The 25141-nt window shown below is 72.8% G+C and carries 21 protein-coding genes; 7 read left to right on the top strand and 14 right to left on the bottom strand.

The annotated features are described in order from the left end of the window. The first annotated feature begins 113 nt into the window (after positions 1–113). Positions 114–1337 carry a phosphoserine phosphatase SerB gene (serB, locus tag OG344_RS11045; protein ID WP_327049145.1) on the top strand — a complete coding sequence of 408 codons (1224 nt, stop codon included), beginning with the start codon at positions 114–116 and terminating at the stop codon, positions 1335–1337. A gap of 6 nt (positions 1338–1343) precedes the next feature. Here serB and OG344_RS11040 read toward each other — a convergent pair whose 3' ends face one another. The 5 genes from OG344_RS11040 to OG344_RS11020 all read right to left on the bottom strand — a co-directional run bounded on the left by OG344_RS11040 (position 1344) and on the right by OG344_RS11020 (position 8025). Further along, positions 1344–3572 (bottom strand): FUSC family protein, encoded by a 2229-nt coding sequence (locus tag OG344_RS11040; RefSeq protein WP_405088134.1) that lies wholly within the window; start codon positions 3570–3572, stop codon positions 1344–1346. Between the two features lie 156 nt (positions 3573–3728). After that, positions 3729–4214 carry a histidine phosphatase family protein gene (locus tag OG344_RS11035; RefSeq protein WP_327049143.1) on the bottom strand — a complete coding sequence of 162 codons (486 nt, stop codon included), beginning with the start codon at positions 4212–4214 and terminating at the stop codon, positions 3729–3731. A gap of 222 nt (positions 4215–4436) precedes the next feature. After that, positions 4437–6770, bottom strand: coding sequence for a sodium-translocating pyrophosphatase (locus OG344_RS11030; protein WP_405088133.1), 2334 nt, complete (start codon positions 6768–6770; stop codon positions 4437–4439). A gap of 456 nt (positions 6771–7226) precedes the next feature. Further along, complete coding sequence (locus OG344_RS11025) at positions 7227–7655, bottom strand: ATP-binding protein (protein WP_327049141.1); 429 nt, start codon at positions 7653–7655, stop codon at positions 7227–7229. Between the two features lie 19 nt (positions 7656–7674). Then, the gene (locus tag OG344_RS11020; protein ID WP_030506779.1) at positions 7675–8025 is read right to left on the bottom strand and encodes an STAS domain-containing protein; all 351 of its coding nucleotides are present in this window, start codon (positions 8023–8025) and stop codon (positions 7675–7677) included. 146 nt (positions 8026–8171) lie between these two features. Between OG344_RS11020 and OG344_RS11015 the strand changes: the two genes are divergently transcribed. Continuing rightward, positions 8172–10757 carry a DEAD/DEAH box helicase gene (locus OG344_RS11015; RefSeq protein ID WP_405088132.1) on the top strand — a complete coding sequence of 862 codons (2586 nt, stop codon included), beginning with the start codon at positions 8172–8174 and terminating at the stop codon, positions 10755–10757. 22 nt (positions 10758–10779) lie between these two features. Here OG344_RS11015 and OG344_RS11010 read toward each other — a convergent pair whose 3' ends face one another. From OG344_RS11010 to OG344_RS10995, 4 genes are all read right to left on the bottom strand, one after another. Next, positions 10780–12363 carry a hypothetical protein gene (locus OG344_RS11010; RefSeq protein ID WP_405088131.1) on the bottom strand — a complete coding sequence of 528 codons (1584 nt, stop codon included), beginning with the start codon at positions 12361–12363 and terminating at the stop codon, positions 10780–10782. Positions 12364–12604: 241 nt separating this feature from the next. Beyond that, positions 12605–12994 (bottom strand): Rv3654c family TadE-like protein, encoded by a 390-nt coding sequence (locus tag OG344_RS11005; RefSeq protein ID WP_405088130.1) that lies wholly within the window; start codon positions 12992–12994, stop codon positions 12605–12607. Beyond that, a complete protein-coding gene (locus tag OG344_RS11000) occupies positions 12991–13503 on the bottom strand; it encodes a TadE family type IV pilus minor pilin (protein ID WP_405088129.1) in 513 nt (170 codons plus the stop codon). Before OG344_RS11000 ends, OG344_RS11005 begins: the two co-directional genes overlap by 4 nt. A gap of 37 nt (positions 13504–13540) precedes the next feature. Next, positions 13541–13933, bottom strand: a complete 393-nt coding sequence (locus OG344_RS10995; RefSeq protein WP_405088128.1) for a DUF4244 domain-containing protein — start codon at positions 13931–13933, stop codon at positions 13541–13543. Between the two features lie 278 nt (positions 13934–14211). Between OG344_RS10995 and OG344_RS10990 the strand changes: the two genes are divergently transcribed. Further along, the gene (locus tag OG344_RS10990) at positions 14212–14616 is read left to right on the top strand and encodes a hypothetical protein (protein WP_405088127.1); all 405 of its coding nucleotides are present in this window, start codon (positions 14212–14214) and stop codon (positions 14614–14616) included. 249 nt (positions 14617–14865) lie between these two features. Here the strand turns inward: OG344_RS10990 and OG344_RS10985 are convergent, their stop codons facing one another. The 5 genes from OG344_RS10985 to OG344_RS10965 all read right to left on the bottom strand — a co-directional run bounded on the left by OG344_RS10985 (position 14866) and on the right by OG344_RS10965 (position 20482). Next, entirely contained in the window at positions 14866–15615 is a 750-nt protein-coding gene (locus OG344_RS10985) for a type II secretion system F family protein (protein ID WP_327049134.1), read from the bottom strand. A 178-nt stretch (positions 15616–15793) separates the two neighbouring features. Continuing rightward, positions 15794–16552: a type II secretion system F family protein gene (locus OG344_RS10980; RefSeq protein ID WP_327049133.1), complete on the bottom strand. Its 759-nt coding sequence runs from the start codon at positions 16550–16552 to the stop codon at positions 15794–15796. Continuing rightward, positions 16539–17729: a TadA family conjugal transfer-associated ATPase gene (locus tag OG344_RS10975; RefSeq protein ID WP_405088126.1), complete on the bottom strand. Its 1191-nt coding sequence runs from the start codon at positions 17727–17729 to the stop codon at positions 16539–16541. Before OG344_RS10975 ends, OG344_RS10980 begins: the two co-directional genes overlap by 14 nt. After that, the gene (ssd, locus tag OG344_RS10970; RefSeq protein ID WP_405088125.1) at positions 17726–18811 is read right to left on the bottom strand and encodes a septum site-determining protein Ssd; all 1086 of its coding nucleotides are present in this window, start codon (positions 18809–18811) and stop codon (positions 17726–17728) included. Before ssd ends, OG344_RS10975 begins: the two co-directional genes overlap by 4 nt. Positions 18812–19705: 894 nt before the next feature. Further along, the gene (locus OG344_RS10965) at positions 19706–20482 is read right to left on the bottom strand and encodes an oxidoreductase (RefSeq protein WP_405088124.1); all 777 of its coding nucleotides are present in this window, start codon (positions 20480–20482) and stop codon (positions 19706–19708) included. A 275-nt stretch (positions 20483–20757) separates the two neighbouring features. Between OG344_RS10965 and acs the strand changes: the two genes are divergently transcribed. The 4 genes from acs (at position 20758) to OG344_RS10945 (ending at position 25138) form a co-directional block, all read left to right on the top strand. Then, positions 20758–22734 carry an acetate--CoA ligase gene (acs, locus tag OG344_RS10960; protein WP_405088123.1) on the top strand — a complete coding sequence of 659 codons (1977 nt, stop codon included), beginning with the start codon at positions 20758–20760 and terminating at the stop codon, positions 22732–22734. Between the two features lie 322 nt (positions 22735–23056). Beyond that, a complete protein-coding gene (locus OG344_RS10955) occupies positions 23057–23557 on the top strand; it encodes a phage holin family protein (RefSeq protein WP_327049128.1) in 501 nt (166 codons plus the stop codon). Continuing rightward, positions 23547–24467: an alpha/beta hydrolase gene (locus OG344_RS10950; RefSeq protein ID WP_327049127.1), complete on the top strand. Its 921-nt coding sequence runs from the start codon at positions 23547–23549 to the stop codon at positions 24465–24467. Before OG344_RS10955 ends, OG344_RS10950 begins: the two co-directional genes overlap by 11 nt. Before the next feature lie 185 nt (positions 24468–24652). Beyond that, entirely contained in the window at positions 24653–25138 is a 486-nt protein-coding gene (locus OG344_RS10945; protein ID WP_327049126.1) for a DUF309 domain-containing protein, read from the top strand. Positions 25139–25141 lie beyond the last annotated feature (3 nt).

Below are 25141 nucleotides of genomic sequence, written 5' to 3'. Positions count from 1 at the left end.
CACCATGACGACATGCGGAAATGACGCCGGCGCCTCAGGCCGGGGGCACGAAGGCGTCCGCATTGTGAACCTCGTGCGCGGCCACGACAAGCCGCACAGTAACCTCAAACAACGTGAACCAGCGCACGCTCCTGATCACGCTGACCGGTCCGGATCGCCCGGGCGTCACCTCCCGGCTGTTCGCCGTCCTGGCCGGGTTCCCGGTCGTCGTGGCCGATGTGGAGCAGGTCGTCATCCGCGGCCGTCTCACCCTCGGCGTGCTCGTCGCCTACGCCGGAGGGCCGCCCACCGGCACCGGAGGCACCATCGGCGGTCTGTGGACCGCCGTCGAGCAGGTGGCCGCCGATCTCGACATGGACCTGGAGATCGCCACCGGCACGACCTCCAAGGAGAAGAGACGGCGCGGACGCCTGCACGTCACCGTCCTGGGCGCGCCGCTGCTGCCCGCCGCGATGGCGGGGATCTCCGGGCGGATCGCCGCGAGCGGCGCCAACATCGACAGGATCGAACGGCTGTCGAGCTATCCGGTCACCTGCATCGAGCTCGCGGTCTCGGGGGCGGACCCGCAGGCGATGCGGGCCGAGCTCGCCGCCGAGGCGGCCGCCCAGCAGGTGGACGTGGCCGTCCAGCGCACCGGCCTGCACCGCCGCGCCAAGCGGCTCATCGTGATGGACGTCGACTCGACGTTGATCCAGAACGAGGTCATCGAGCTGCTGGCCCGGCACGCCGGGTGCCTCGACGAGGTCGCCCGGGTGACCGACGAGGCCATGCGGGGCGAGCTCGACTTCGCCGAGTCGCTGGTCAGGCGGGTCGCTCTGCTCGAAGGCCTGTCCGAGGAGGTCTTCGAGAAGGTCGTCAAGGAGGTCGTCCTCACCCCCGGCGCGCGCACGCTGGTCCGCACGCTCAAGCGGCTCGACTACCGCTTCGCGATCGTCAGCGGCGGCTTCACCCAGATCACCGACTCTCTCGTGGCGGACCTGGGCATCGACTACTCGGCCGCCAACACGCTGGAGGTCGTGGACGGCCGGCTCACCGGCCGGGTCGTCGGCGAGATCGTCGACCGGCCGGGCAAGGCCCGCGCGCTGGAGCGGTTCGCCGCCGAGGCGGGCATCCCGCTGAGCCAGACCGTGGCGATCGGCGACGGCGCCAACGACCTCGACATGTTCGCCGTCGCCGGGCTCGGCATCGCGTTCAACGCCAAGCCGATCGTCCGGCAGGCGGCCGACACCGCGGTCAACGTGCCCTACCTCGACTCGATCCTCTATCTCCTCGGCATCTCCCGCGAGGACGTGGAGGCGGCCGACGCCGAGGACGGCATGCCGCCCGCCGCCACCTGACGCCCCTCACCGTACGGCCGCGAAGGCGCCGCCCGCGGCGGCGCACAGCCGTACGGCGTCGGCGTCCAGCGAGCGCAGGGCCTGGTCGGCGGCGGCGGTCCGCAGGAGCGCACGGCGCGATCCGGCGGCCTCCGGCGCCGACTCCAGCTCGGCGAGCCGGCGCTCGGCCTGCGCGCCGACCCACATCGCGTCGTCGGCCAGCCCGCGGCTCACGCCCGCGCCCGGCTCGTACGGCTCCCCCGCCTGCACGGCCTGGGAGGCGGCCTGAAGCTGCCCGGCCACGGCGTCCAGCACGTCGGCGACCGGTCCCGCCCCGATCGGCTCGTCCCGGAGCAGCGAGACCATGGTCAGCAGGTCGTCGCGGACCCGCTGCGCGGCGTCGAGGGCCCCGCCGACGGCCTCCGGTGCGGCGCCGCCCGGTTCCCGCGCGATGTAGCCGAGCGCGCCCGCGACCGTCTCGGCGTCCACCCCGGCCTTCCTGATCCGGTCCTCGGCCCGTTCGGCGCCCGTCCTCCCCCGCGCCAGCTGGGCCAGCGCGCGGGCGGCCGCCGCGTGCGAGCCGAGCATCCGGCCCACCCGGTCGGCGAGCCGCCGTGTCTCGCCGCGCGGCCACAGCAACCGCGTGCAGGCGATCGCGATCGCCCCGCCCGCGAGGGTGAGGACGACCCGTGACTCGGCGATCCGCGCGGTCTGCGGCACCTGGAAGTCGAGCAGCAGCAGCACGCACATCGTCATGAACGTCGCCCAGTAGGCCTGGTGGGTCGGGGCCAGGCCGAACGCCAGCGCGGCCGACACCCCGATCAGCGCCACGAGCGCCCAGTGGCCGGGCGTGAGGTGCAGCACGGCGGCCGAGACCAGCCCGCCGACCGTGCTGCCGCCCACCCGCGCCCACACCCTCGCCCGCGTCTCGCCGTACGTCGGCTGGATGGTGACCAGCACCGCGATGACCAGCCAGTGCGGGAACGCCGGCTTGAAGAGCACGATGACCACCGAGGCGAAGGCCGTGCCGAGGACGACGCGCAGAGCGTGCCGCACCCGGGGGTCGTCGAAGGCGAGCGGCGGGGGCGCGGCGAGCCCGGCGAGCCCGGCGCGACCGGGCGCGGCTGCGTCGACCCTGGTGGCGTCGAGCCCGGGTGCGCTGAACCCGGGAACGCCGAACCCGGGAACGCCGAACCCGGGAACGCCGAACCCGGGTGCGCCGAGACGGCGGGCCTGCGCGGCGGACCCGTCCAGCGCCGCCTGGATCCGCCCCACACTGTGGGCGACCTGACGCAGCAGGACGAGCACGACCTTCTCCCGCTCCCCGCCGGCGGTCCGTTCGCGCAACCGGTCGACCCGGGCGCCGAAGTCGACCACCGGTTCCCGCAGCGGAGGGCAGTCGGCCAGGTAGGCCCGCAGCGCGCCGGCGAGCGACCCGGTCAGGGCGCCGATTCCGGCCTCCTCCACCGCGCGGGGCGCCCGGCGTCGCAGCGTGTCGCACAGGCCGCGCAGCGCGACGATCTCGTGGAACACCCGGCGAAGCGCGAGCGCGACGTCGTCCGCCGCCCGCGATCGTTCGCCGCGCAGCCGCCGGGCCCGGGCCGTGCCGACCTCGGCGAGCGCGTCCGCCACCGCCCGGCGGCGCGCGTCCCACTCGTCTGGGCCGGCCCCGCGGGTCGGCCCGGGGCCGGGCACCGCCTCCGCCAGCGCGGCCAGCGTGGCGGCCACCTCGTTCAGCGCCGTGATGACCGGGCGGGTACGCCGCCACGGCCAGGGCAGGGTGAGCAGGACGGCCGGCAGCAGCCCGCCGAGCAGCTGCAGGCCCGTGTGCGGCAGAGGATCGAGCGGCAGCGGGTTCGCGGCCGTCAGCAGCAGCGTGAGCGCCGGGGTGACGCCGATCGGCCGCACCAGCCCGCCGAGCCCCGCCAGGGCCGAGGCGGCGCCGATCATCATCCAGCTGCTGCCCGACACCAGGACCCCGAGCGACGTTCCCACGCCGACCGAGACCACCACCCCGAACAGGTACGGCGTCCGTACGCTCGCGGGGTTCACGATGGCCCGCGCCGCCACCAGCCACGCGCCGAGCCCGACCGTCGCGCCGCCGGCCGGATGGCCGGTGAGCAGGCCCACGAGCAACGGGACCACCAGGCAGCAGGCTCCGGACAGCCCGAAGCCGAGCGCGAGGCGCGGATCCTCCGGCCTCGGCGCCCGGACGAATGCGAGGTTCCGGAGCGGCAGGAGCAGGCCCCTACCCACGATCCGCGACCGTTATCACCGCGGGGTGGGCCGGGGCCGCTCCGCGTCAGGGGCAGGGCCTCTCTGCGTCAAAGGGGGGGCCGCTCCGCGTCAGGGGCGGGGCCTCTCTGCGTCAAAGGTGGGGCCGCTCCGCGTCAGGGGCGGGGCCTCTCCGCGTCAGGGGCGGCCGACGCGGACCAGCCGTCCCGTCCCCGGCCCGGCCTCCTCCCACGGCACGCCGAGCTCGATCACGGCGTACGCGCAGGTCGGGAAGCCGTCGAGCCGGATGCCGGTCAGCGCCATGACCAGTTCGTGGACACCCGGGTTGTGGCCGACGAGCACGAGAGACGCGATCTCTGCGTCCGTACGGCGCAGCACGTCGAGCAGGTCGTCGGGGAAGGCCTCGTAGATGTCCCGCTCGATCTCGGCCGGGACGCCGGGCGCGAGCAGTTCGGCCGTCCTCCGGGTGCGGACCGACGGTGAGCACAGGACGAGCGCGGGGGCGAGCCGCCGGATCTCCTCGCCGGCCGCCCGCGCGTCCCGCTCGCCCCTGGGGGTGAGGGGACGTTCGCGGTCGGGGAGACCGGGCGCGTGGCCCGCCTGGGCGTGCCGGACCACGACGAGCGTGCGGACGCTCACGGCATCGCCCAGGGCATCACTCATCGCGTCGCTCACGGCATCGCCCAGGGCATCGCTCGCCGCCTCGCTCACGGCATCGCCCAGACGGCGAGACCCACGATCAGGGCGAGCATCGCCACCATGGTCAGCAGGATCAGCGCCAGCGTCCTGCCCCCGTTCGGCTTGTCCATAACGGCCCAGTGTACGGACGAAGGCCCCCCGCTTGACCAAGCAGGGGACCTTCGGTCGAGCGCGGCGTACGGGCCGTCAGTGCGCGACGGGCTCGCTCGCGCGGGCGGCCGTGTCGGCCTCGCCGGACGGGGCGATGGTCGTCGCCCGGCGCTTGGAGACGACCACGGCGCCCACGACGACCGCCACCGCGGCGACCGTCACGACGACACGCACCGTCACGTTGTCGGCGTACGTGACGACGGCCGGGGCGATCAGCAGCGCGACCAGGTTCATCACCTTGATCAGCGGGTTGATGGCCGGACCGGCGGTGTCCTTGAAGGGGTCGCCGACGGTGTCGCCGATGACGGTGGCGGCGTGCGCCTCGGAGCCCTTGCCGCCGTAGTGGCCGTCCTCGACCAGCTTCTTGGCGTTGTCCCAGGCGCCGCCGGAGTTGGCCAGGAACACCGCCATGAGCGTGCCGCACGCGATGGCGCCGGCGAGGTAGGCGCCGAGCGGCGCGTACCCCAGCGCGAAGCCGACCGCGATCGGGGTCAGCACGGCCAGCAGGCCGGGCGTCGCGAGCTCGCGCAGTGAGTCACGGGTGCAGATGTCCACCACCCGGCCGTAGTCCGGCAGCTCGGTGCCGTCCATGATCCCCGGCTTGGTGCGGAACTGCTCGCGCACCTCGTAGACGACCCGGCCGGCGGCGCGGCCGACGGCGCTGATCGCGAGGCCGGAGAACAGGAACACCACGGCCGCGCCGACGATGAGGCCGACCAGCACGTTCGGGGCGTCCACCGAGAGGCTGAAGTCCGCGAACGAGCCCAGGGCGTTCTTCACGCCCTGCGACGCCTTGGCCAGCTCGCCCTCGACCGCCGTCCGGAACGACCCGAACAACGCGGTCGCCGCGAGCACGGCGGTCGCGATCGCGATGCCCTTGGTGATGGCCTTGGTGGTGTTGCCGACCGCGTCCAGGGAGGTGAGCACGCGGGCGCCCTCGCCCTCGATGTCGCCCGACATCTCGGCGATGCCCTGGGCGTTGTCGGAGACCGGGCCGAAGGTGTCCATGGACACGATCACGCCGACCGTGGTCAGCAGTCCGGTGCCGGCGAGGGCCACGGCGAACAGGGCCACGGTCACGTTGCCGAAGCCGAGCAGGAAGGCGCCGTAGACCGCGCCGCCGATCAGCAGCGCCGAGTAGACGGCCGACTCCAGGCCGACCGAGATGCCGGACAGGATGACCGTGGCCGCGCCGGTGAGCGAGCTCTCGCCGATCTCCCGGACCGGGCGGCGGTTGGTCTCGGTGAAGTAGCCCGTGAGGATCTGGATGGCGCTGGCCAGGACCAGGCCGACGAGCACCGCGCCGATGGCGATCAGCCGCGGGTCGGCGGTGAGCGCGGCGACGTCCGGCGACGCGCCGGACAGGTCGGCGAAGCTCGACGGCAGGTACGCGAACGCCGCCACGGCCACCAGCACGGCCGAGATCGCGGCCGAGATGAAGAAGCCGCGGTTGATGGCGGACATCCCGGAGCGGTCGCCGGCGCGGGGGGCGGTGGCGAAGATGCCGACGACCGCGGTGATCACACCGATCATGGGGACGATCAGCGGGAAGACCAGGCCCTCGGTGCCGAAGGCGGCCCGGCCCAGGATCAGGCTGGCGACCAGCGTGACGGCGTACGACTCGAACAGGTCGGCCGCCATGCCGGCGCAGTCGCCGACGTTGTCACCGACGTTGTCGGCGATGGTGGCCGCGTTGCGCGGGTCGTCCTCGGGGATGCCCTGCTCGACCTTTCCGACCAGGTCGGCGCCGACGTCGGCCGCCTTGGTGAAGATGCCGCCGCCGACCCGCATGAACATCGCGAGCAGCGCGGCGCCGAAGCCGAAGCCCTCCAGCACGTTCGGCGCGTCGCCCTTGTAGACGAGCACCACGATCGCGGCGCCCAGCAGGCCCAGGCCGACCGTGAACATGCCCGCGACGCCGCCGGTGCGGAAGGCGATCCGCATCGCGACCCGCTCGCCCGACTCCCGGGCGGCGGACGCGACGCGGACGTTCCCGCGTACGGCGAGCCACATGCCGATGAAGCCCGTCAGGGCGGAGAACACCGCGCCGACGACGAAGAACACGGATCGGCCGATCCGCTCGCCGGTCGAGCCGGCCGGAAGCAGCAGAAGCAGGAACGGAATGATGACGACGAATATCGCGAGCGTCCGGAACTGCCGCGTGAGATAGGCCGCGGCACCCTCCTGCACCGCCCGCGCGATGTTCTGCATCCGCTCGGTGCCCTGCCCGGCGGCGAGCACCTCTCGTACCAGTCCGCCCGCGACGGCCAGAGCGAGCAACGCCACGACGGCGACGACGATCACAAGGGTGAGATGGGAACCGTTCAAAGCTACCGCTGCGCTTTCGCCAGCGGCGTGGTAGGCAGACATCCGTCCTCCTCGGCCAGACGGGGTTTCGGTCCTCCTGCCCGGACGACGCAACGGACGAACCCTCTGGCCGTGCGGCGCACTTCCGGGCGGTTGGCAAGTGCCGCTTCCGGTTGCATCCGCAATACCTTGGCCGGTGCCGGGAGTCTACGCAGCGACGCCGCGGATATGAAGGCCCTCGTGCCCGGGAATCAGGGCAGCGTCGGATGATGGGCGAACATTTGCACCACTATGAAGGTGCTTTGACCAGCGCGGTGAGGATCATGTCCGGTACTGCTCCCCTGGTTGTGGCACATCCTTGCTTTAAATTTCGGACAACCGTAACCTCTGCCGCCGCGCTCCGCGGCCGGTGGGGGACACCCGGACATACCAAAAGATCGAGTGTCACGCCGGGGGCGACACTCGATCTGTGCGGTGGTCGGCGCGCGGAGCCGGAGAACCGGAGCCGGAACGCGGGAGTCAGAAGGCGGCGAGGCCGCCCGAGGAGGCGGGCCAGCTCATGCGGATGCGCATGCCCTTCGGCCCGGGAAGCACCTCGACGTCGTCCGCCAGCCCCGCGATGACCGCGATGCCGAGATTGTCGATCTCGGGCATGAGGCTGCCGTTCGCCTCCAGGACCTGAGGCATCACGTCGTCACCCGGAGCGGCGTCGGTGACCGTCACCTCGAAACGCCCCGCGTCGTCACGTAACTCGATGCGCACGGGCTCCCCGGGGCAGTGGAGGCGGTGCGCCTCCACGGCCCGCGAGCACGCCTCTCCGACGGCGAGCCGCACCTCGTCCAGGATCGCCTCCGCCACCCCGGTGCGTCTGGCGATGGCCGTGGCGACCAGCCTGGCCGTACGCACGTGGGCGGGCAGGGCGGTGAACGTCAGCTCGACGGTGGCCATGGTGCTGGGTCCCCGGCCCTCACTTGTCCCGGCCGTGGGCTTCCTTGGCCTCCTCGACCGAGGCGTAGATCCCGAAGACCTTCGTCAAGCCCGTGATGCGGAAGATCTTCAGAATGCGCTCCTGTGTGCAGACGAGCTCCAGGGAGCCGTCATGCGCCCGCACGCGCTTGAGACCGCCGACCAGCACACCAAGGCCCGTCGAGTCGAGGAAGTCCACCTTCTCCATGTTGACGAGCAGGTGGAAGTTGCCCTTGTTGACCAGGTCGATCAGCAGCTCACGCAGTCTGGGCGCGGTGTAGACGTCGATCTCACCCTCGACATCCACGATGGTGAGATTGTCCTCGGAATGGTGGTCCAACTTCAGATCCACAGATCCTCCAGCGCCTTACTTGCGTAGGTCTCGATACGGGTCCTGCATCCTGGTAGTCCAGAAGCACGACCCCGACGCGCGGCATTCAACCACGCTACGACTCCGTGTCTATACGAAATCACAACTCCGGGCGACTCTCCCCGCAGATGCCAAACGGGAAACCAGTGACTCCGACTTCTTCGTCCTCTGCCCGAACAGGCGACCTTCTCACCCGTCTGCTCGCGGTTCCCGCACGCCAGGGGCGCGTGACCCATGTGGAGCATGTTCCAGCACGTCACGCGGGTGAGGCAAGATGGCCCGACTGGGCCCCCGATCTCCTGGTCTCACGGCTGAGCCTCCAGGGTGTCGAAGGGCTGTGGGAACATCAGCTTCACGCCGCCGAGCTGGTTAAACGTGGCCAAAACGTGATCATTGCCACAGGGACCGCATCCGGAAAATCGCTGGCGTACGTCGTCCCGGCCGTCGCGGAGATCTTCTCCGGCGGCGCCGTGCTGTACCTCACCCCCACCAAGGCGCTCGCCGCCGACCAGCTGAGGGCGTTGCGCAAGTTGCGGCTGACCCAGGTGCGCGCCGCGACGTACGACGGGGACACCCCGCCGGAGGAGCGCCGGTGGGTCCGGCAGAACGCCAACTACGTGCTGACCAATCCCGACATGCTGCACCGGTCGATCCTGCCGAGGCACGCGTCCTGGTCGTCCTTCTGGCGGCGGCTGCGCCTGGTGGTGGTGGACGAGTGCCACGGCTACCGGGGGGTCTTCGGCTCGCACGTCGCCCAGATCCTGCGCCGGCTGCGCCGGGTCTCGGCCAAATACGGCGCGTCCCCGGTGTTCCTGCTGGCGTCGGCCACCGCGAGCGACCCCGCCGCCGCGGGAATGCGCCTGACCGGCCTTGAGATGGCCGAGGTGACCACGGACGCGTCTCCGAGGGGTTCCACCACCTTCGCCCTTTGGGAGCCTCCTCTGACCGATCTACGCGGGGAGAGCGGCGCCCCGGTGCGCCGTACGGCCACGGCCGAGGCCGCGGACCTCCTGGCGGATCTCGTGATCGAGGACGTCCGCACGCTCGCCTTCGTCCGCTCCCGCCGCGCCGCGGAAGCCGTGGCGCTGTCCGCGCGGCACAGCCTGGAGGAGGTCGAGGCGGTCCTCGACGCCGATCCGCCGTACGGCGAAGAGGACCATCCGTGGGAGTCCCCGATGCGGGACGAACCCGGCGAAGCCGCCGCCACGACGGAGGCAGCTGAGGCGGCGAGTGCCCCGGCGGTCGCCCGGAGACCACGGCTGGCCGACCGGGTGGCGGCCTACCGGGCGGGCTACCTGGCCGACGACCGGAGGGTGCTGGAGAAGGCCCTGCGGTCGGGGGAACTGACCGGCCTGGCCACCACCAACGCGCTCGAACTCGGCGTGGACGTGTCGGGGCTCGACGCGGTCCTCATCGCGGGATGGCCGGGGACGCGCGCCTCGCTCTGGCAGCAGGCGGGCCGGGCCGGGCGCGACGGGCAGGACGCGCTGGCGGTCCTGATCGCCCGGGACGACCCTCTGGACACCTACATCGTCCACCATCCGGAGGCGGTGTTCGGGCGCCCGGTGGAGGCCATCGTCCTCGATCCGGACAATCCGTACGTGCTGGCTCCGCACCTGTGCGCCGCCGCTGCGGAGATCCCGCTCGGCGAGCAGGACCTGGAGATCTTCGGCCCCTCGGCGCGGGACGCGCTCGACGACCTCGTGAACCAGGGACTGCTCCGCAGAAGGCCCGCCGGCTGGTTCTGGACGAGCCGGGACAACGCGGCCGATCTCGCGGACATCCGGGGCTCGGGCGGCGCCCCGGTCCAGGTCGTGGAGGCGTCGACGGGCCGCCTGCTGGGCACGGTCGACGAGCCATCGTCGCACACGATGGTCCATCCGGGCGCCGTCTACCTGCACCAGAGCGAGACGTTCGTGGTCGACTCGCTCGACCTCGACGCCGGAGTCGCCCTGGTCACCGCCGCGGAACCGGACTACGCGACCTTCGCGCGGGACGTCACCGACATCCGGGTGATCGAGTCGCTGCGTTCGAGGGTCCTCGGCCCGGGCACCCTGCACTTCGGGTCCGTGGAGGTCACCCGGCAGGTCGTCTCGTACCTGAAGCGCCGCACCCAGACCGGGGAGGTGCTCGGGGAGGAGCCACTCGACCTCCCGCCCCGCACGCTGTGCACCCGCGCGGTCTGGTGGACGCTGCCCGACCCCGCCCTCGCCGGCCTGCGCGGGGAAGGCCGCCCTGCGAACCGCGGAGAAGCGGAGCGTACGGCGGACGCCGGGCGGCGGTCCCCAGGACGCCCGGCGGGCGCCGGGACCAGGTCCGCAGGACGCCCGGCGGACGCCGGAAGTGCCCCGGCCGGGCCCGCGGTGGATCTCGGCGGGGCCGCGCACGCGGCCGAACACGCCGCCATCGGCCTTCTCCCCCTCTTCGCGACCTGCGACCGCTGGGACATCGGCGGCGTGTCCACGGAGCTCCACCCCGACACCGGCCTGCTCACGGTCTTCGTCTACGACGGCCATGACGGAGGCGCGGGGTTCGCCGAGCGGGGGTACGCCCGGGCGGCCGAATGGCTGACGGCGACGCGTGAGGCGATCGCCTCCTGCGAGTGCGACCGCGGCTGCCCGTCCTGTATCCAGTCCCCGAAGTGCGGCAACGGCAACGAACCGCTCGACAAGGCGGGCGCCATCCGCCTTCTCGACGTGCTCCTCGCCACCTGACGGTCACGGCCCCGGATCGCGGTCAGAAGTCGCGGTGGCGCCCGGGGTGGGGATCGTCGTCCTCGTCGGTCCACACGTCGGGCTCGGGCTGGCGCAGCGGCCGGTCCGGAAACTGACCGCTGACCATCGCGCCCGCCTCCGTCCCGGCCGAGACCACCGTGCCGGCCGGAACCAGCGGGACCTGCTCGACCGGTACGCGAGCGGGGGTGGCGCGCCCGTCACCCGGCTTTCGGTGCTCCGGCTCCGGCTCCGGCCCCCTCTCCGGCTCCGGCTCGTCCCCGGCCGAGGACGTGGCGGGGTGCTGTCCGGGCAGCGTGGTCCCGCCGCTCGTGTCCGGCGCGTGGACCGCGTCCAGGTCGGACTGGGTGTCGGCCTCCGCCTCCGGTTGGGCTCCGCGGTTCTTCGGCGTCGCCAGGATCACGGCAGGACGGCGGACAGGCGCGTTCCCCCGGCTCTTCGCGGTGGCGACGCCGCCGGCCGTCGCGGCACCACCCGCGTTCGCGGCACCACCGGCGTTCGCGGCACCACCGGCCCCGGCGCTGAATCCGCCGATGACGGGCTTCGGCCGGGAATCGGCGGCCTCTCCGTCTCCCGCGGTGTCGCCGGTCACGCCCTTGCGGCGCAGCCACGCCCCCAGATTGGCGCCGATGAGCAGCAGGACGACGGCGATCGCCACATACACCCCGAAGCCGAGGCCGCCGCCGAGCGGCAGAAAGGACGACTGGGCGGTCGTCTTGGGCGCCTCGGTCTGCTCCGGCACCAGGACCGGCTCGGTCTGATCGCTTCCGCCGGTCGCTTCCGGCAGGGTGAGCTCGCTGTCCGCGTCCTTCGGCAGCTTGGGCTCCGGGTTCGGCAGCGTGGTGGGGAGATGGGTCCTCGGAGTCTTCGGGGCGGGTGACGTGACCGCCGAGTGATCAGGCCTCTTCGACGGCGACGGCGTGGCAGAGGGGCTCGCGGAGGCCTTCGGCGCCGGAACCGTCACATACGCGAGAGCGGAGGGGGAAGAGGCGATGGTGCCGCCGACGCCGTCCGCGCGCACCGCCCGCACGCTGACGTCCACCTTCTGCCCGGCCATCGTGGCCGGGAGCGTGAGGCTCGCCCGGCAGGTGGAGCCGGGGCAGGCGGAGTCGAGAGCCACGGAACCGGCCTTCCCGCCCTTCGCCGAGGTGATCTCGTACTTCCGGAGGTCGGGCTCGCTGCCCCGCGCCCAGCTGACGAGAACCGTCGTGGCGTTCTTCAGTTGCGCTTTGACGCCGGAGGGAGCCTCCGGCGGGCGGCTGAGGACGAAGGTCGAGGTGGCGTAGGTCTTGTGCGTGACCTCGCCGAGAAGGGTCACCGTGAAGGTGCCGTTGGGGGCGTCACCCGGGTCGAACGATCCGCTGATCGTCTGGTTCGCTCCCCCGGAAGCGATCTCCTGCCGGGATACTGAGGGGCCCTCGACGAACAAAGACATCTTGACCTGGTACCAGTCCGTCCTGGCGGACACGGCCACCGCGCCGGGCGCCTTGATCACCTGCCCGTTCGCGGGCGACAGGATCTCGCCGTCCGCCGCCGCCGGGTTGGCGCCCATCAGCAGCGCGGACGCCACCGCGATCGGAACGATCATCGCCGCGGTACCAAGCCTGGGAACCCTGGTCACGACGCATCCCTTCGTGGAGAACCGTCCACCCACCCCGGCCTCGCCCGAAGGCGTAGGGCGACTGAGAGTACGTGGCACCTTACGTCGGCCACCCCCTCTTGGACGTTATGTCTAAAAACATGTGATTCTATTGCGACACAGTAGTTTCGCATCGCGGAAGATCTGAAAAGCGCCACAAGTGGTTCGCTGCGGAAGCCCCGTTCCCGCGTCATGCCCTCGCACCTGCCGGCCCGGCCGACGCGGACGCGACAGCCGTCGCGGGGCCGAGGAGCGGCACCTCGAACGTTATGGCCACCGCGACCTCCGCGACGCCCTCGGAGACGGAGCAGGACCGCAGGGACGCACGATCGGCCGCCGTGATCACCTTTGCCCGGGCACACGCCTCCCCCGGCGCCGCGAGCGCCCAGCGGGCGGCGCCGAGCGCGGCGAGGTCCGCGGCGCTCTGCGCCCGGTGCCGCGCGACACGCGCGACGCCGACCTGAACGACGACCATCGCCAACAGCCAGACGACGGTCATCAAGATGATCGACCAGATGGTCGCCGAACCCCGCTCCCGGGTGGCACGCGGCACGTCCACACCGGCGGGCGGGCCCCTCATCGGCGCTCCCCCAGCTGGACCTCGCCACGGCGGCGCGGGGAGCGACCACGCGATGCGCCTAGGGGTGGCATTGGCCGGGCGGGCGTGAGCGTGGCGGGCGTGAGCGTGGCGGACATGGGCGTGGCGGGCGTGAGCGTGGCGGCCGTGAGCGTGGCGGACATGGGCGATCCGGGCGGGGGCGGGAGGACTCCGGGTTCGGTGTCGGAGACGGCACTCGCCCTGAGGCGGACCGGAGGCAGGAACGAACGCCAGAGTGGCCGGACGGTCGCGGTCACCTCGACCCGGATGATGCCGGTTCCCGCGCCGACGGACACGGTGGCGTCCGCGGGAGCCAGTCGCAGGACCACCGCGCGCACCTGCTCCGGCGCCTCGCCCCGGGCAGCGGCCCGGGCGCCCGCCCGGGCCGCGTCCACACATCGCAACTGGGCACCCGTGGCCGCCACCGCCCACAGGGAGGCGATCAGGACCAGGACCAGTGCCGGAAGCGCGACAGCAGTCTCCGCTGTCACCGACCCCCGCGTTCGCCGACGCATCGTCTCGGGCATCTCAGGCAGCCAGCTTCAAGGCCTTCTGGATCAGCGCGGCCAGCATGGACCGCACCTCCGCGCTGGTGACGATCTTGTAAAGTAGCGCGGCGAAGCCGCAGGCGGCGATGGTCCCGACGGCGTACTCTGCGGTGGACATGCCCGCGTCGGCCCTCGTCCGGGCCTGCACCACCCACTGGATGCCCAGCCTCCGCGCCCGGCTCGCGCCCCTTCCGGCGGCTCGCCGCATCTCTGCCCATCCCCGCCTCGTGAGGCGCAGCATCCGCCGTACGACATCGCCGAGCGCCGTCCATCGCCCTGGGCGCGCCCGGTGCCGGCCCACCGCCTCCGCCGATCGCCGCCGGGGTCTGCCGCCCGTCCTGCCCGTCCGGCCGGTCGTCGCGTGCCTGCTCATCGGTTCTCCTGACCCGTGTGGGGCGGCTCGTCCGCCCGCGTCGAGGCCAGGTTGCGGCAGGACGGACGACGAAGTCGGGGCCGAACGCGGTTCTGTGGAAAACCGCCGGACGGCCGTCGTCAAGGCAGCCCGCGGCGCGACCGGGCATGCCGCCCGGATGCCGGTTCCGGCCCGCACCGAGCGGGCGACGTCCGGCAGTACCCCCGCGTCCACAGATCACGGCAGCAGGAACGCCGTCACAACGGGCACCGGCGGCCACGTCCACGCGTTGATCCCGCGTGGACCTCGACGCGTTACCGCAGCACGCACCCGGCCACATCGGGTTCGGCCACATCGGGTTCGGCCACATCGGGTTCGGCCACATCGGGTTCGGTGGTGAGGTGTACTTCACCCTGGCGTTCCTGGTCATGTGCGGCACATACATGTTCATCAGGAGCCGGTTGGAAGGCGACCCGAACCCGCCCGTCGGGTACACCCTCGGCTACCGCCGCGCCGACGGCGTCCTGCACACCAAGATCGAAGCTGAGGGAACCGACATCGACAAGCTGATCGATTGGGCCGAGCGCACCTCGCGCCGTCCCGATGTCGCCGAAGCCTGGTTCGCCTACCGCACGCCTGACGAGGGAATCGTGCGCTGGTACTGGGTCGACGGCCAGGAAGACCGCAAAGAGACCGGCCCCTGATCCAGGCTGCCCCATGCGCGGAATCGCCACGCATGGGCGCGCACGGGCGCGCACGGCCCGGACAGCCCGGCGGCGGCACCTGTGGCCGCCCGTTCGCGAGTCCTGAACGTCACCTCACGTCGCGTCGGCGACGTCTTTTCCACAGCGAACGCCGATCCCCCGCGTGTCGATCACCCTGCTCACGAGGGCACACCAAGCCCCCTCGCCCCTAAATATCCACAGGTGTGGATGACGATGTCCACAGGCTGTTCACGGCAGGAGGATCTGACCCGCCAGGCCCGCGACCATGGGGATGACTCCGAGGAAGACGAAGGCCGGGAGGAAGCAGAGCCCGAGCGGCGCCACGGCGTGGACGCCCACCCGTCGTGCCGCCGCCGACGCCGTCGCCCTGGCCGTACGGCGCGCGTCGTCGGCGAGCCTGGTGAGGAGATCGGCTACGGGCGCACCGCTCCGGGCGGCACGGACCATGGCCCTGGACAGGGCGGCGAGCGAGGGTTCGGCCGAAAGCGCGGCCCAGGCGTCCTCCGGGGCGGCGCCGAGGCGCATCTGGGCGCCCACCCAGGTCAGCCGCTCCCCCACCGGGCCCGGCATCGCGGCGGCGGTCGTCTCCACCGCCCCGCTCATCGGCTGCCCTGCCCGCAGGCAGGCGACGATGAGATCGACGGCGAGCGGAAGCTCGGCCTCCATCCGAGCCCGTCGCCGCCTGACCTCGGCGGGCTCGCGACGGCGGACGGCGATGAAGACGCCCGAGGCCGCCGCCGCTGCCGCCACCAGGCCTGGCGCCCCTCCGACCAGGAGGAAGAGCGCGAACCCCACAGGCAGCGCGACGGCCGCTCCCCGGCGGGACGGGCTCTCGCGGGCGGGCGGACGCCCCGTCGCGCCCGCTTCCCCGCGCGGACGCGGCGACGCGATGGCGGCGAGACGCCCGGCCGCCGAAGGTCGAGTGGGCCACGCCAGCACCGCCAGCGTCATCAAGATCCCGGCCAGCACGCAGATCATCCGTCATCTCCTTTCCGCAAGCGGCGTGCGTCGCCGGCCTTCCGCCACCCGAACGGCCGCTCCCGACGCCCGGTGCCCGGCACCGAGCACTCGGGCCGCCCGACCGCCGGCACCCGGCGCCTGCTCCCGGCCCTGCTCCCGGCCCTGCTCCCGGCCCTGCTCGCGGCCCTGCTCGCGGTCAGCGCGGGCCGGAGCCCGGGGGGTCCTCCGCCCGCGTGACGAGCCTGTGGGTCCACCACAGACCGGTGGCGTCCAGGGCGAGCCCGGCGGCCAGGCAGGCGAGACCCGCCGGGCCGCCCAGCAGGAACGACAGGGGGTTCATGCCGAGACCCGCGGCCATCAGCAGTCCGAGCGCGGGCAGGCCCGCCAGCATCCGGGCGGTCGCCCGGGGTCCGGAAAGCTGTGCGGCCACCTCCTCGCGATGCGACTGCGCCTCCCGCAAGGACACACACACCTGTTCCACCAGCGCGGTCAGGCCACCCCCGGCGGCCACGCTCACCCGCCAGCACGCGGCCAGCCGGACCAGGCCCTCCCCACCTCGGACCGGCGCGGCGGCGATCAGGGCGGCCGCGACGTCACCGCCGTCTCGCGCGGCGGCGGTCACCGCCGCGAGCGCCGCGGGGTCGGGCGGACGCACCGACGAGACGGCCCGCACCAGAGCGTCCCCGGGAGGCCGGCCCGCCGCCAGTTCGGCCGCGAGGCCCTGGCACAGCTCCAGGGACGCCGCTCGCCAGGCCGCGGCGGTCGCGCCCGGACGCGGGGGCCTGACGAGCGTCGTCCACAACCGGAGAGGGACCCTCGTCGCCCGCCGGGAGCCGGTGAGCAGGGCCAGCCGCGCCGCCGCGGGCTCCGGCCCGGCCCACAGCCAGGCGGCGAGCGCCGCGGCGAGCACCGCGACCAGCCCCAGGGACAGGAACCGGCAGTCAGCGGGCGTCACGACGGCCTCCCGGCTCCGGGCAGAGGTCCCGCAGGGTGCCGATGGACGGCCCCCGGCTCACCCGGCCCCCGGGGTCGAAGGCCAGCGCCGGAACCGCCGTCACCAGGCCGGACGGCCCGCGTTCGAGGACGCAGATCTCCGCGACCCGCCGACGGCCGCCGCCCGGATCCCGGACGAGGTGGACGACGAGGTCGAGGGCGGCGGCGATCTGGCTGTGCACCGCCTCCCGGGACAGCCCCGCCGCGCAGGCGAGCGCCTCCAGCCGGGCGGGCACGTCCGCGGCCTTGTTGGCGTGCAGCGTGCCGCAGCCTCCCTCGTGACCCGTGTTGAGGGCCGCCAGCAAGTCGACAACCTCATATCCGCGCACCTCGCCCACCACCAGGCGGTCGGGCCGCATGCGCAGGGCCTGCCGTACGAGATCGCGCAGCCCGACCCCGCCCGCGCCCTCCAGGTTGGGCGGCCGGGCCTCCAGCCGTACGATGTGGGGGTGCGCGGGGTGGAGTTCCGCGCTGTCCTCGACCAGGAGCAGGCGCTCGTCCGGACCCGCGAGGGAGAGCATGCTGCTGAGCAGGGTCGTCTTGCCAGTGCCGGTTCCTCCGGTGACCAGGAACGCCAGCCGTGCCGCCATGATCGCCCGAAGGATCGCGGCGCCCTCCTCCTCGGCCAGTTCCTCCACCGTGAACGTCCGCCGCGACGGCAGCCTGAGGGACAGGCAGGTCCCCTCGGCGGCGATCGGGGGCAGCACCGCGTGCAGCCGCACCCCACCGGCGAGCCGGGCGTCCACGTAGGGGCAGGCGTCGTCGAGACGCCGTCCGGCCGCCGCGGCCAGGCGCTGGGCGAGCCGGCGCACCTCGTCGTCCCCGGAGAAGGTCACGCCCGTGCGGCGCAGGCCGTCACCGTCGTCCACCCACACCTCTCGTGGCCCGTTGACCAGAACATCCGTGACGCCCGGCTCGGCCAGCAGGGCTTCGAGCGGCCCGGCGCCGATGAGATGGGCACGCAGGGTGCGCGCGACGGCGAGCACCTCGGCGTCGCCGAGCACCGCGCGTTCGGCCCGCAGAGCCGCCGCCACCTGCGCCGCGGTGGGGGCGGCGTGGGCGTGCGACAGCCGCACCCGGACGGCCTCGACCAGGTCGGCGCTCACGCCGGGCACGGTCGCCGGGCCTTCGCGGCTCATCGGCCGTCCGTTCTCGCCTGTGCCCACCCGGGCCGTCCGGGATCGAGCTCACCCGGCAGCGAGTCGAGCAGGTCCGCGCAGAAGCGCCCGAGAGGGGTGCGGCCGAGCGGCGGCGGGTCTCCCCGGTCCAGGGTCTCGGCCAGCCCGCGCACCTCGGGGAGCACGCCCGCGCACGGGACGGCGAGAGAGGCCGCGACGACCTGGGGGTCCAGCGATCCGGTCCGCATTACCAGGCGCAGGTCGCCGGTCCCGGGACGCAGCAGCGTCACGGTCTGGGCGGCGGCGAGCGCTCCGCGGAGATCTGCGGGAACGACGACGATCGTCGACGCGGCCCTGGTCAGCGCCTCCGCCTCGCCCTCCCCCACATGGCGTGGCAGATCCACGACGACCAGGTCGCAGCCGCGCCGCGCGGCGTCGAGCACGGCGCGCATCGCCTCCCTGGGGATGCGCACGGGCTCCCCTCGATGCGCCGAAAGCACGGTGAGCTCTCCGAAGGTGGGCAAAGCCTCCTGGAGCGCGGCATAGCTCACCCGGCCCTCCCTTCCGGCGACGTCGGGCCACCGGGCGCCCTGCGCCTCCTCCTGCCCGAGGAGCACGTCGATGCCGCCGCCGAGCGGGTCGGCGTCCACGAGCAGCGTGCGGAGCCCGCGACGCGACGCCGTGAGCGCCAGAGACGCGGCGAGGACGGTGGCGCCCGCGCCGCCCTTCCCGGCGGTGACGCAGACGACCGTCCCGGCCCGGCTCGCGGGCTCGGCCGCGTCGCCGAACTCCTCGACCAGCAGCCGCTCGGCCTCGGGCAACTCCAGCACGGTGTGCGCGCCCACGGCCACGCACCTGCGCCACATGTCGGGATCGCCGGCCGTCCGCGTGACGACGACCACGTTCGGCCGGGGCGGCGGGCCGGTCGCGGCGAGGTCGTCGGCCAGGTCGGCCCCGACCACGACCAGCGGCGCCCGGGTCCAGTACGGCCGGGCGTGGGCGGCTGCCTGGGCGACGTCCAGTTCGACGCCCGCCGCGGCGGCGATGCGGAGCAGATCGTCGAGCAGTTCCTGATCGTCGGTTACGGCCAGCGGGCGTGGCATGCGCTTCTCCCTGTCGTCCGGGAGGACCACGATGCGGGAGAGCCGGAACCTCGGCGGGGCGCGAACCGCGTTCTGTGGACGACGCCCGTTCTGTGGACGGCGCCGGGGCCCCGTCGCCACACGGGCGCGGCGCGGACAGTGCCCCGAGAGCGGCCCGAGACCGGCCGGAGAGACTCGGAGACAGTCGAAGAAGATCGGAGAAAAAGGGCGACCCCCGCCGGGGGGGATAGCGGGGGTCGCCGTGGGTCCGGCTCTGGGGGGGTAGAGCCGGGCCGTTATTCCGAAAGCTTCAAACACGAAGCCGGGGCGTGGCAAGAGGTCCACCACTCCCTGACACATGCCGCCTCTGGGGAGAGACGCACCGTATGCTGCCTGATCGGGAGAGGCAGGTCGAGCCCACCACTGATTTGATTAAAATTTTTTCTCCGAGTCAGTGTTACATGTGGACACGCGCGGTCGCAACGGGTGGACAGGGGGGATATCGCACCACCTGCGCCGCCTCGTCCCATGGTTCACACCAGTCACAAACAGGTCAAAGGCACTTGAAGAAGGATAAAACGCCACGAATACCGCATCTTCTCGGGTAAAGCTTCCATACTCGGGGCTTTCCAAACCGAGGATTCGGACGTAGAAAGGGATTACGGACCTGAGGGTCCGCGTACCGCATCGGGTACCCACGCGCGACCAGCCGCGGGAGGCGTGTCGAGACGGGCTTGACCCGCTCCGACAAATACGAGGTGCACGCTTGGTAGCCCGGTGACGTGTACCGGCGACGGCGTCCCACACCAGGGACGCCGTCCGCTTTGTGGACATGCCGAACACCCCGGAACACCCCGAACACCCCGGAACAGCCCTGGAACATCGGACGTGCCGCACGCCCGGAACAGGGGTCGCTCAGCGGGACATGGCCTCGCAGATCGCCGTCGTCTCACGCGCCCCGAGCACGACGGCCGTGGCGCAGTGCCGGATCCACGCGCCGACGCCCTCGCCCGTCCCCTTCTGGTACGACCTCAGGCCCTCCGCGTACGCGTCGCCCAGATCGGCGTGCCCCACCTCGACGGCGGCGAGCGACTTGGGATCGAGCCCGAGGCCGACGAGCGTGAGCCGTTCGGCGGCACGGGCGACCAGGCCGTCGGCGACGCCGAAGGGCCGCAGCACCACCAGCTCGGCGTGCACGATCGCGGCGAGCACGAGCGCGGGCGCCGCGGACGAGCCGGTCACCAGCACGGCCAGCGCCGACATGCGGGCCGCGGTCTCCTCCGGGCCCGGAGCCGGGCCGAGACCGAGCGGATCGGCGGTCGTGGGAACCGTACGCGGCCTGCCGGGGTCGGTCGTGAGGCCCGCGGCCGCCAGCGTGTGCAGCCGGGCGAGGACCTGACGCGGGGCCGGCCGCCACGTGGGGGTCAGCCGTCCGAGCTCGGCCGACGCGCGCAGCGCGCCCTGCGCCACCGGATCGGCCACCTCCCCGATGCGCAGCCGTTCGAGCGGCACGTCGACCCCTTCGAGGGCGGCGGAGGCGCGCGCCCCGCGCAGCGCCGACTCGGCCGTCACCTCGGGACCGCGCCGCCGCAGCACCCGGTGCCGGTAGAGCCGGTCGACGGCCTCCCGGGCCTCCTGTACGGCCTCGGGCACACCGGGCAGCCCGGCGACGACGGCCAGGGGATCGCTCACAGCCCCCGACCATACCCGGCGGGGAGAACGTCGTTCGCCGAGGAGGTGCGCCCGTTCACCGCAGGGGCGCGTACACGATCTCAACGGGCTTCCCACCCGTCACTACGTTTGCCGGTCATACCCCTGTTACCACGGACAACGCGGAGCTACGGCGTGCCTGCCCGGATTACTTGTACTTGACGCCGCTCGCCTGGTGAAGTGGGACACGACATACCCCAGCTTGGCCGAGGCGGCCGAACGAGAGACAACCCGAAGACGCTGTGAAGGAGTACGGAGTGGCCACCGAGATCCCTGGTCAGGAAACCCAGGAGACGCTGTCGAACCTGCTGAGTGAGACGCGCCGGTTCGAGCCTCCCGCGGACCTGGCGTCGGCCGCCAATGTCACCGCGGACGCCTACGAGGACGCCGCCCAGGACCGGCTCGCCTTCTGGGAACGCGCCGCGGAGCGCCTCACGTGGGCGGAGCGCTGGGACACCACGCTGGAGTGGAAACCGCCCTTCTCCAAGTGGTTCGTCGGCGGCAAACTGAACGTCGCCTACAACTGCGTCGACCGTCACGTCGAGGCCGGCCGGGGCGACAAGATCGCCTACCACTGGGAGGGCGAGCCGGAGGGCGACACCCGTACGATCACCTACGCCGACCTGCGGAGGGAGGTCGCGAAGGCGGCCAACGCGCTGGAGGAGCTGGGCGTACGCAAGGGCGACCGGGTCGCCGTGTACATGCCGATGATCCCCGAGCTGCCGATCGCGCTGCTGGCCTGCGCCCGGATCGGGGCGATCCACTCGGTGGTCTTCGGCGGCTTCTCCGCCTCCGCCCTGAAGAGCCGCATCGACGACGCCGACGCCAAGCTCGTGATCACCGCCGACGGCGGATACCGCCGCGGCGCCCCCAGCGCGCTCAAGCCGACCGTGGACGAGGCGGTCGCCGACCGCCCCGGCGTCGAGCACGTGCTCGTCGTACGCAGGACCGGCCAGGACGTCGCGGTGAACGAGCGCGACGTCTGGTGGCACGATCTCGTCGACCGCCAGCCCGCCGAGCACGAGCCGGTGCCGCACGACGCCGAGGACCCGCTCTACATCCTCTACACCAGCGGCACGACCGGTAAGCCCAAGGGCATCCTCCACACCACCGGCGGCTACCTCACCCAGGTCGCCTGGACCCACCACGCCGTCTTCGACCTCAAGCCCGAGACCGACGTCTACTGGTGCACGGCCGACATCGGCTGGGTCACCGGGCACTCCTACATCGTGTACGGCCCGCTCGCCAACGGCGCGACCAGCGTGATCTACGAGGGCACCCCCGACACCCCGCACCGGGGCCGTTTCTGGGAGATCGTGCAGAAGTACCAGGTCACGATCCTCTACACCGCCCCCACGGCGATCCGTACGTTCATGAAGTGGGGCGACGACATCCCCGCGAAGTACGACATGTCGTCCCTGCGCGTCCTCGGCTCGGTCGGCGAGCCCATCAACCCCGAGGCGTACGTCTGGTACCGCGAACACATCGGCGCGAACCGCTGCCCGGTCGTGGACACGTGGTGGCAGACCGAGACGGGCGGCATCATGATCAGCCCGCTGCCGGGCGTCACGGCCGCCAAGCCCGGCGCGGCCATGCGCCCGCTGCCCGGCGTCGTGGCCGACGTCGTCGACGACCAGGGCGAGTCGGTGCCGGACGGCGGCGGGGGCTTCCTCGTGGTCCGCGAGCCCTGGCCGGCCATGCTCCGGACGATCTGGGGCGACGACCAGCGCTACATCGACACCTACTGGTCGCGGTTCGAGGGGATGTACTTCCCCGGCGACGGCGCCAAGCGCGACGAGGACGGCGACCTGTGGCTGCTCGGCCGGGTGGACGACGTCATGCTCGTCTCCGGGCACAACATCTCCACGACGGAGGTCGAGAGCGCGCTCGTCAGCCACCCGAAGGTGGCCGAGGCGGCCGTGGTCGGCGCCACCGACCCGGTGACCGGCCAGGCCATCGTGTCCTTCGTCATCCTCCGCGGCGGCGCCGAGGAGAGCGAGGACATCGCCGCCCAACTGCGCGCCCACGTGGCGAAGACGCTCGGCCCGATCGCCAAGCCGCGGCAGATCCTGGTGGTGCCCGAGCTGCCGAAGACCCGCTCGGGCAAGATCATGCGCCGCCTGCTGCGCGACGTCGCCGAGAACCGGTCGCTCGGCGACGTCACCACGCTCACCGACAGTTCTGTGATGAACCTCATCGCGGACAAGCTGCCCAGCGCCAAGAGCGACGACTGATCCACCGGCCCGCGGGCGGATCGCGGAAGGCGTGGACGAGACGCGTCCACGCCTTCTCCGTCCCGGCTCGGGCCCGGCTCCGTCCCGGCTCGGGCCCGGCTCCGTCCCGGCTCGGGCCCGGCTCCGTCCCGGCTTTCCGGTGGTGACCCGTCATGACGGGGAGAGAGCCGGATCGCCTTCGGCCTCATAATCCCGCCCCCGGTGGGCAGGTCCCCGCATGCCCGCCCGGCGGGCCGAGGTTGTCCACAGGTGAGGGTCTTCCTGTTCGCGTGCGCGGACGGACACGGGATGATGTTTGATAGTCGCAGATAGGAGATCGCTGATGCCCGAGGACGAATCGCTCGGCGCGCTGGTCGCCCAGGCGAGCCATCACATCTCGACCCTCGTACGGTCGGAGATCGAGCTGGCGAAGGCCGAGCTCAAGTTCGACGCGAAGCGGGTCGGGATGGCCGCCGGGATGTTCGGCGCCGCGGCCTTCATGGGGCACCTGTGCCTGATCCTGGCCTCGTTCGCGATCGCGTACGGCCTCGTGGCGCTCGGGCTGGCCACGTGGCTCGCGTTCACCATCGTCACCGTCTTCTACCTCCTCATGGCCGGGCTGCTGGTCTTCGTCGGCTACCGCCGGCTCAAGGGGCTGGCCGGGATGAAGCGCACCATGCGCAGCCTGCGTGGCCTCGCGGGCCCCGAGGAGGCGGAGGAACCGCTGCCGGAGACGGCCGCCGTCCCCGCCATGGCGGGCGAGGCTCCCGCGCCGCCGCCCCACACCGGCCCGACGGCCGGGCAGGTGGGCGCCCACCGGGAGTCCATCCGCGATGTCCCCTGACGAGTCACTGATCGAGGCCGACGGCCCCTGGGCACACCGGGTCGTGCACGCGGGCGGCGTCCGGTTCCACGTGGCGGAGGCCGGAGACGGGCCGCTGATCCTGCTGCTGCACGGGTTCCCGCAGTTCTGGTGGACCTGGCGGCACCAGCTTCCGGCGCTGGCCGAGGCCGGCTACCGCGCCGTCGCCGTCGACCTGCGCGGCTACGGCGGCAGCGACAAGCCGCCACGCGGCTACGACCTGCCCACGCTGGCCGTGGACGCGGCCGGCCTGGTGCGGGCACTCGGCGAGACGAGCGCGATCGTGGTGGGTCACGACTGGGGCGGCCTCCTCGGCTGGACGATGAGCGTCCTCGATCCCAAGGTGGTGCGACGGCTGGTCCCCGTGTCGGCGCCGCACCCGCTGCGCATGCGCGCCGCCCTGTTCACCGACCCGCTCGGGCAGCTCAGGGCCAGCCGTCACGGCCTAGGGTTCCAGCTTCCCTTCCTCCCTGAGCGGAAGCTCGCCCGGCGGAGCGGCGCCGCCGTGGGACGGCTCATCGACAGGTGGGCCGGGCCGGAGTGGCCGGGCGACGGGGCCACCCGCGTGTACCGCGACGCGATGCGGATCCCGACCGTGGCGCACTGCGCCCTGGAGTACTACCGCTGGTTCGCCCGTTCGCAGATCCGCCCGGACGGCTTCCGCTACGCCCGGCAGATGCGCGCCGAGATCGAGGCCCCGACGCTGCAGCTGCACGGCGCGCTCGACCCCTGCGTCCTGCCGCGGACCGCCCAGGGCTCCGGCCGGTTCGTCGCCGCGCCGTACCGGTGGCGGCTGATCGAGGGCGCCGGGCACTTCCCGCACGAGGAACGCCCCGGCCAGTTCAACACCGAGCTGATCTCCTGGCTCGCCGACCCCGAGCCCGACCGCTGATCCCGCCCCCGCCGTACGTGCGCGCCACCCGTGGCCAAGGGCCGGGAACCCTACGCGTGATCTTGAAGAAGCTAGTAGAAATGTGCCCTGAAGTGGCCCAACTTCCTGGTTGATCTATCACGTTCGCCGGGAAGGTCGCTGGTCCTTCGGTCGCCGTGAACCGCCCGCGCGCCCTAGGAGAGACCATGCGTGACCGTGACGAAGCGGGACGTCCCCGCAACGCACGCCCTCGTGACGAGTACGGCAGGCCACTGCCCCGGGGGGCCGAAGGGGTTCCCCGCGTGCCCGACGACTACGCCCCCGGCCCGGAGGAGGCGCTGGAGCAGGCCCGGAGCCTACTCGCCGACGGACGCCCGTTCCACGCGCACGAGGTGCTGGAGGCCCGCTGGAAGACCGGCCCCGACGAGGAACGCGAGCTGTGGCAGGGGCTGGCCCAGATCTGCGTCGGTCTCACGCACCTGCAGCGCGGCAACCTTCCCGGCGCCGCCGCCCTGCTGACCCGTGGCTCCGCCCGTCTCGGCGCGTACGGGTCGACCCGGCCCTTCGGCCTGGACCTGCGGGCGCTCGCCGTGCAGGCCGACGCGATCACGACCGCGATCGACGAGGGAGACGCCGACGCCGACGCCGCCGTCTCCGCCGTCCGCTCCCTCCTGACCCCCGCAGAGCCCTGAAAG

The sequence above is a fragment of the Microbispora sp. NBC_01389 genome (assembly GCF_045040095.1).
In the GTDB taxonomy this organism is placed as follows: domain Bacteria; phylum Actinomycetota; class Actinomycetes; order Streptosporangiales; family Streptosporangiaceae; genus Microbispora.
The sequence above is the reverse complement of the archived record's forward strand: the minus strand, read 5'-3'. Positions and strand labels throughout refer to the sequence as shown.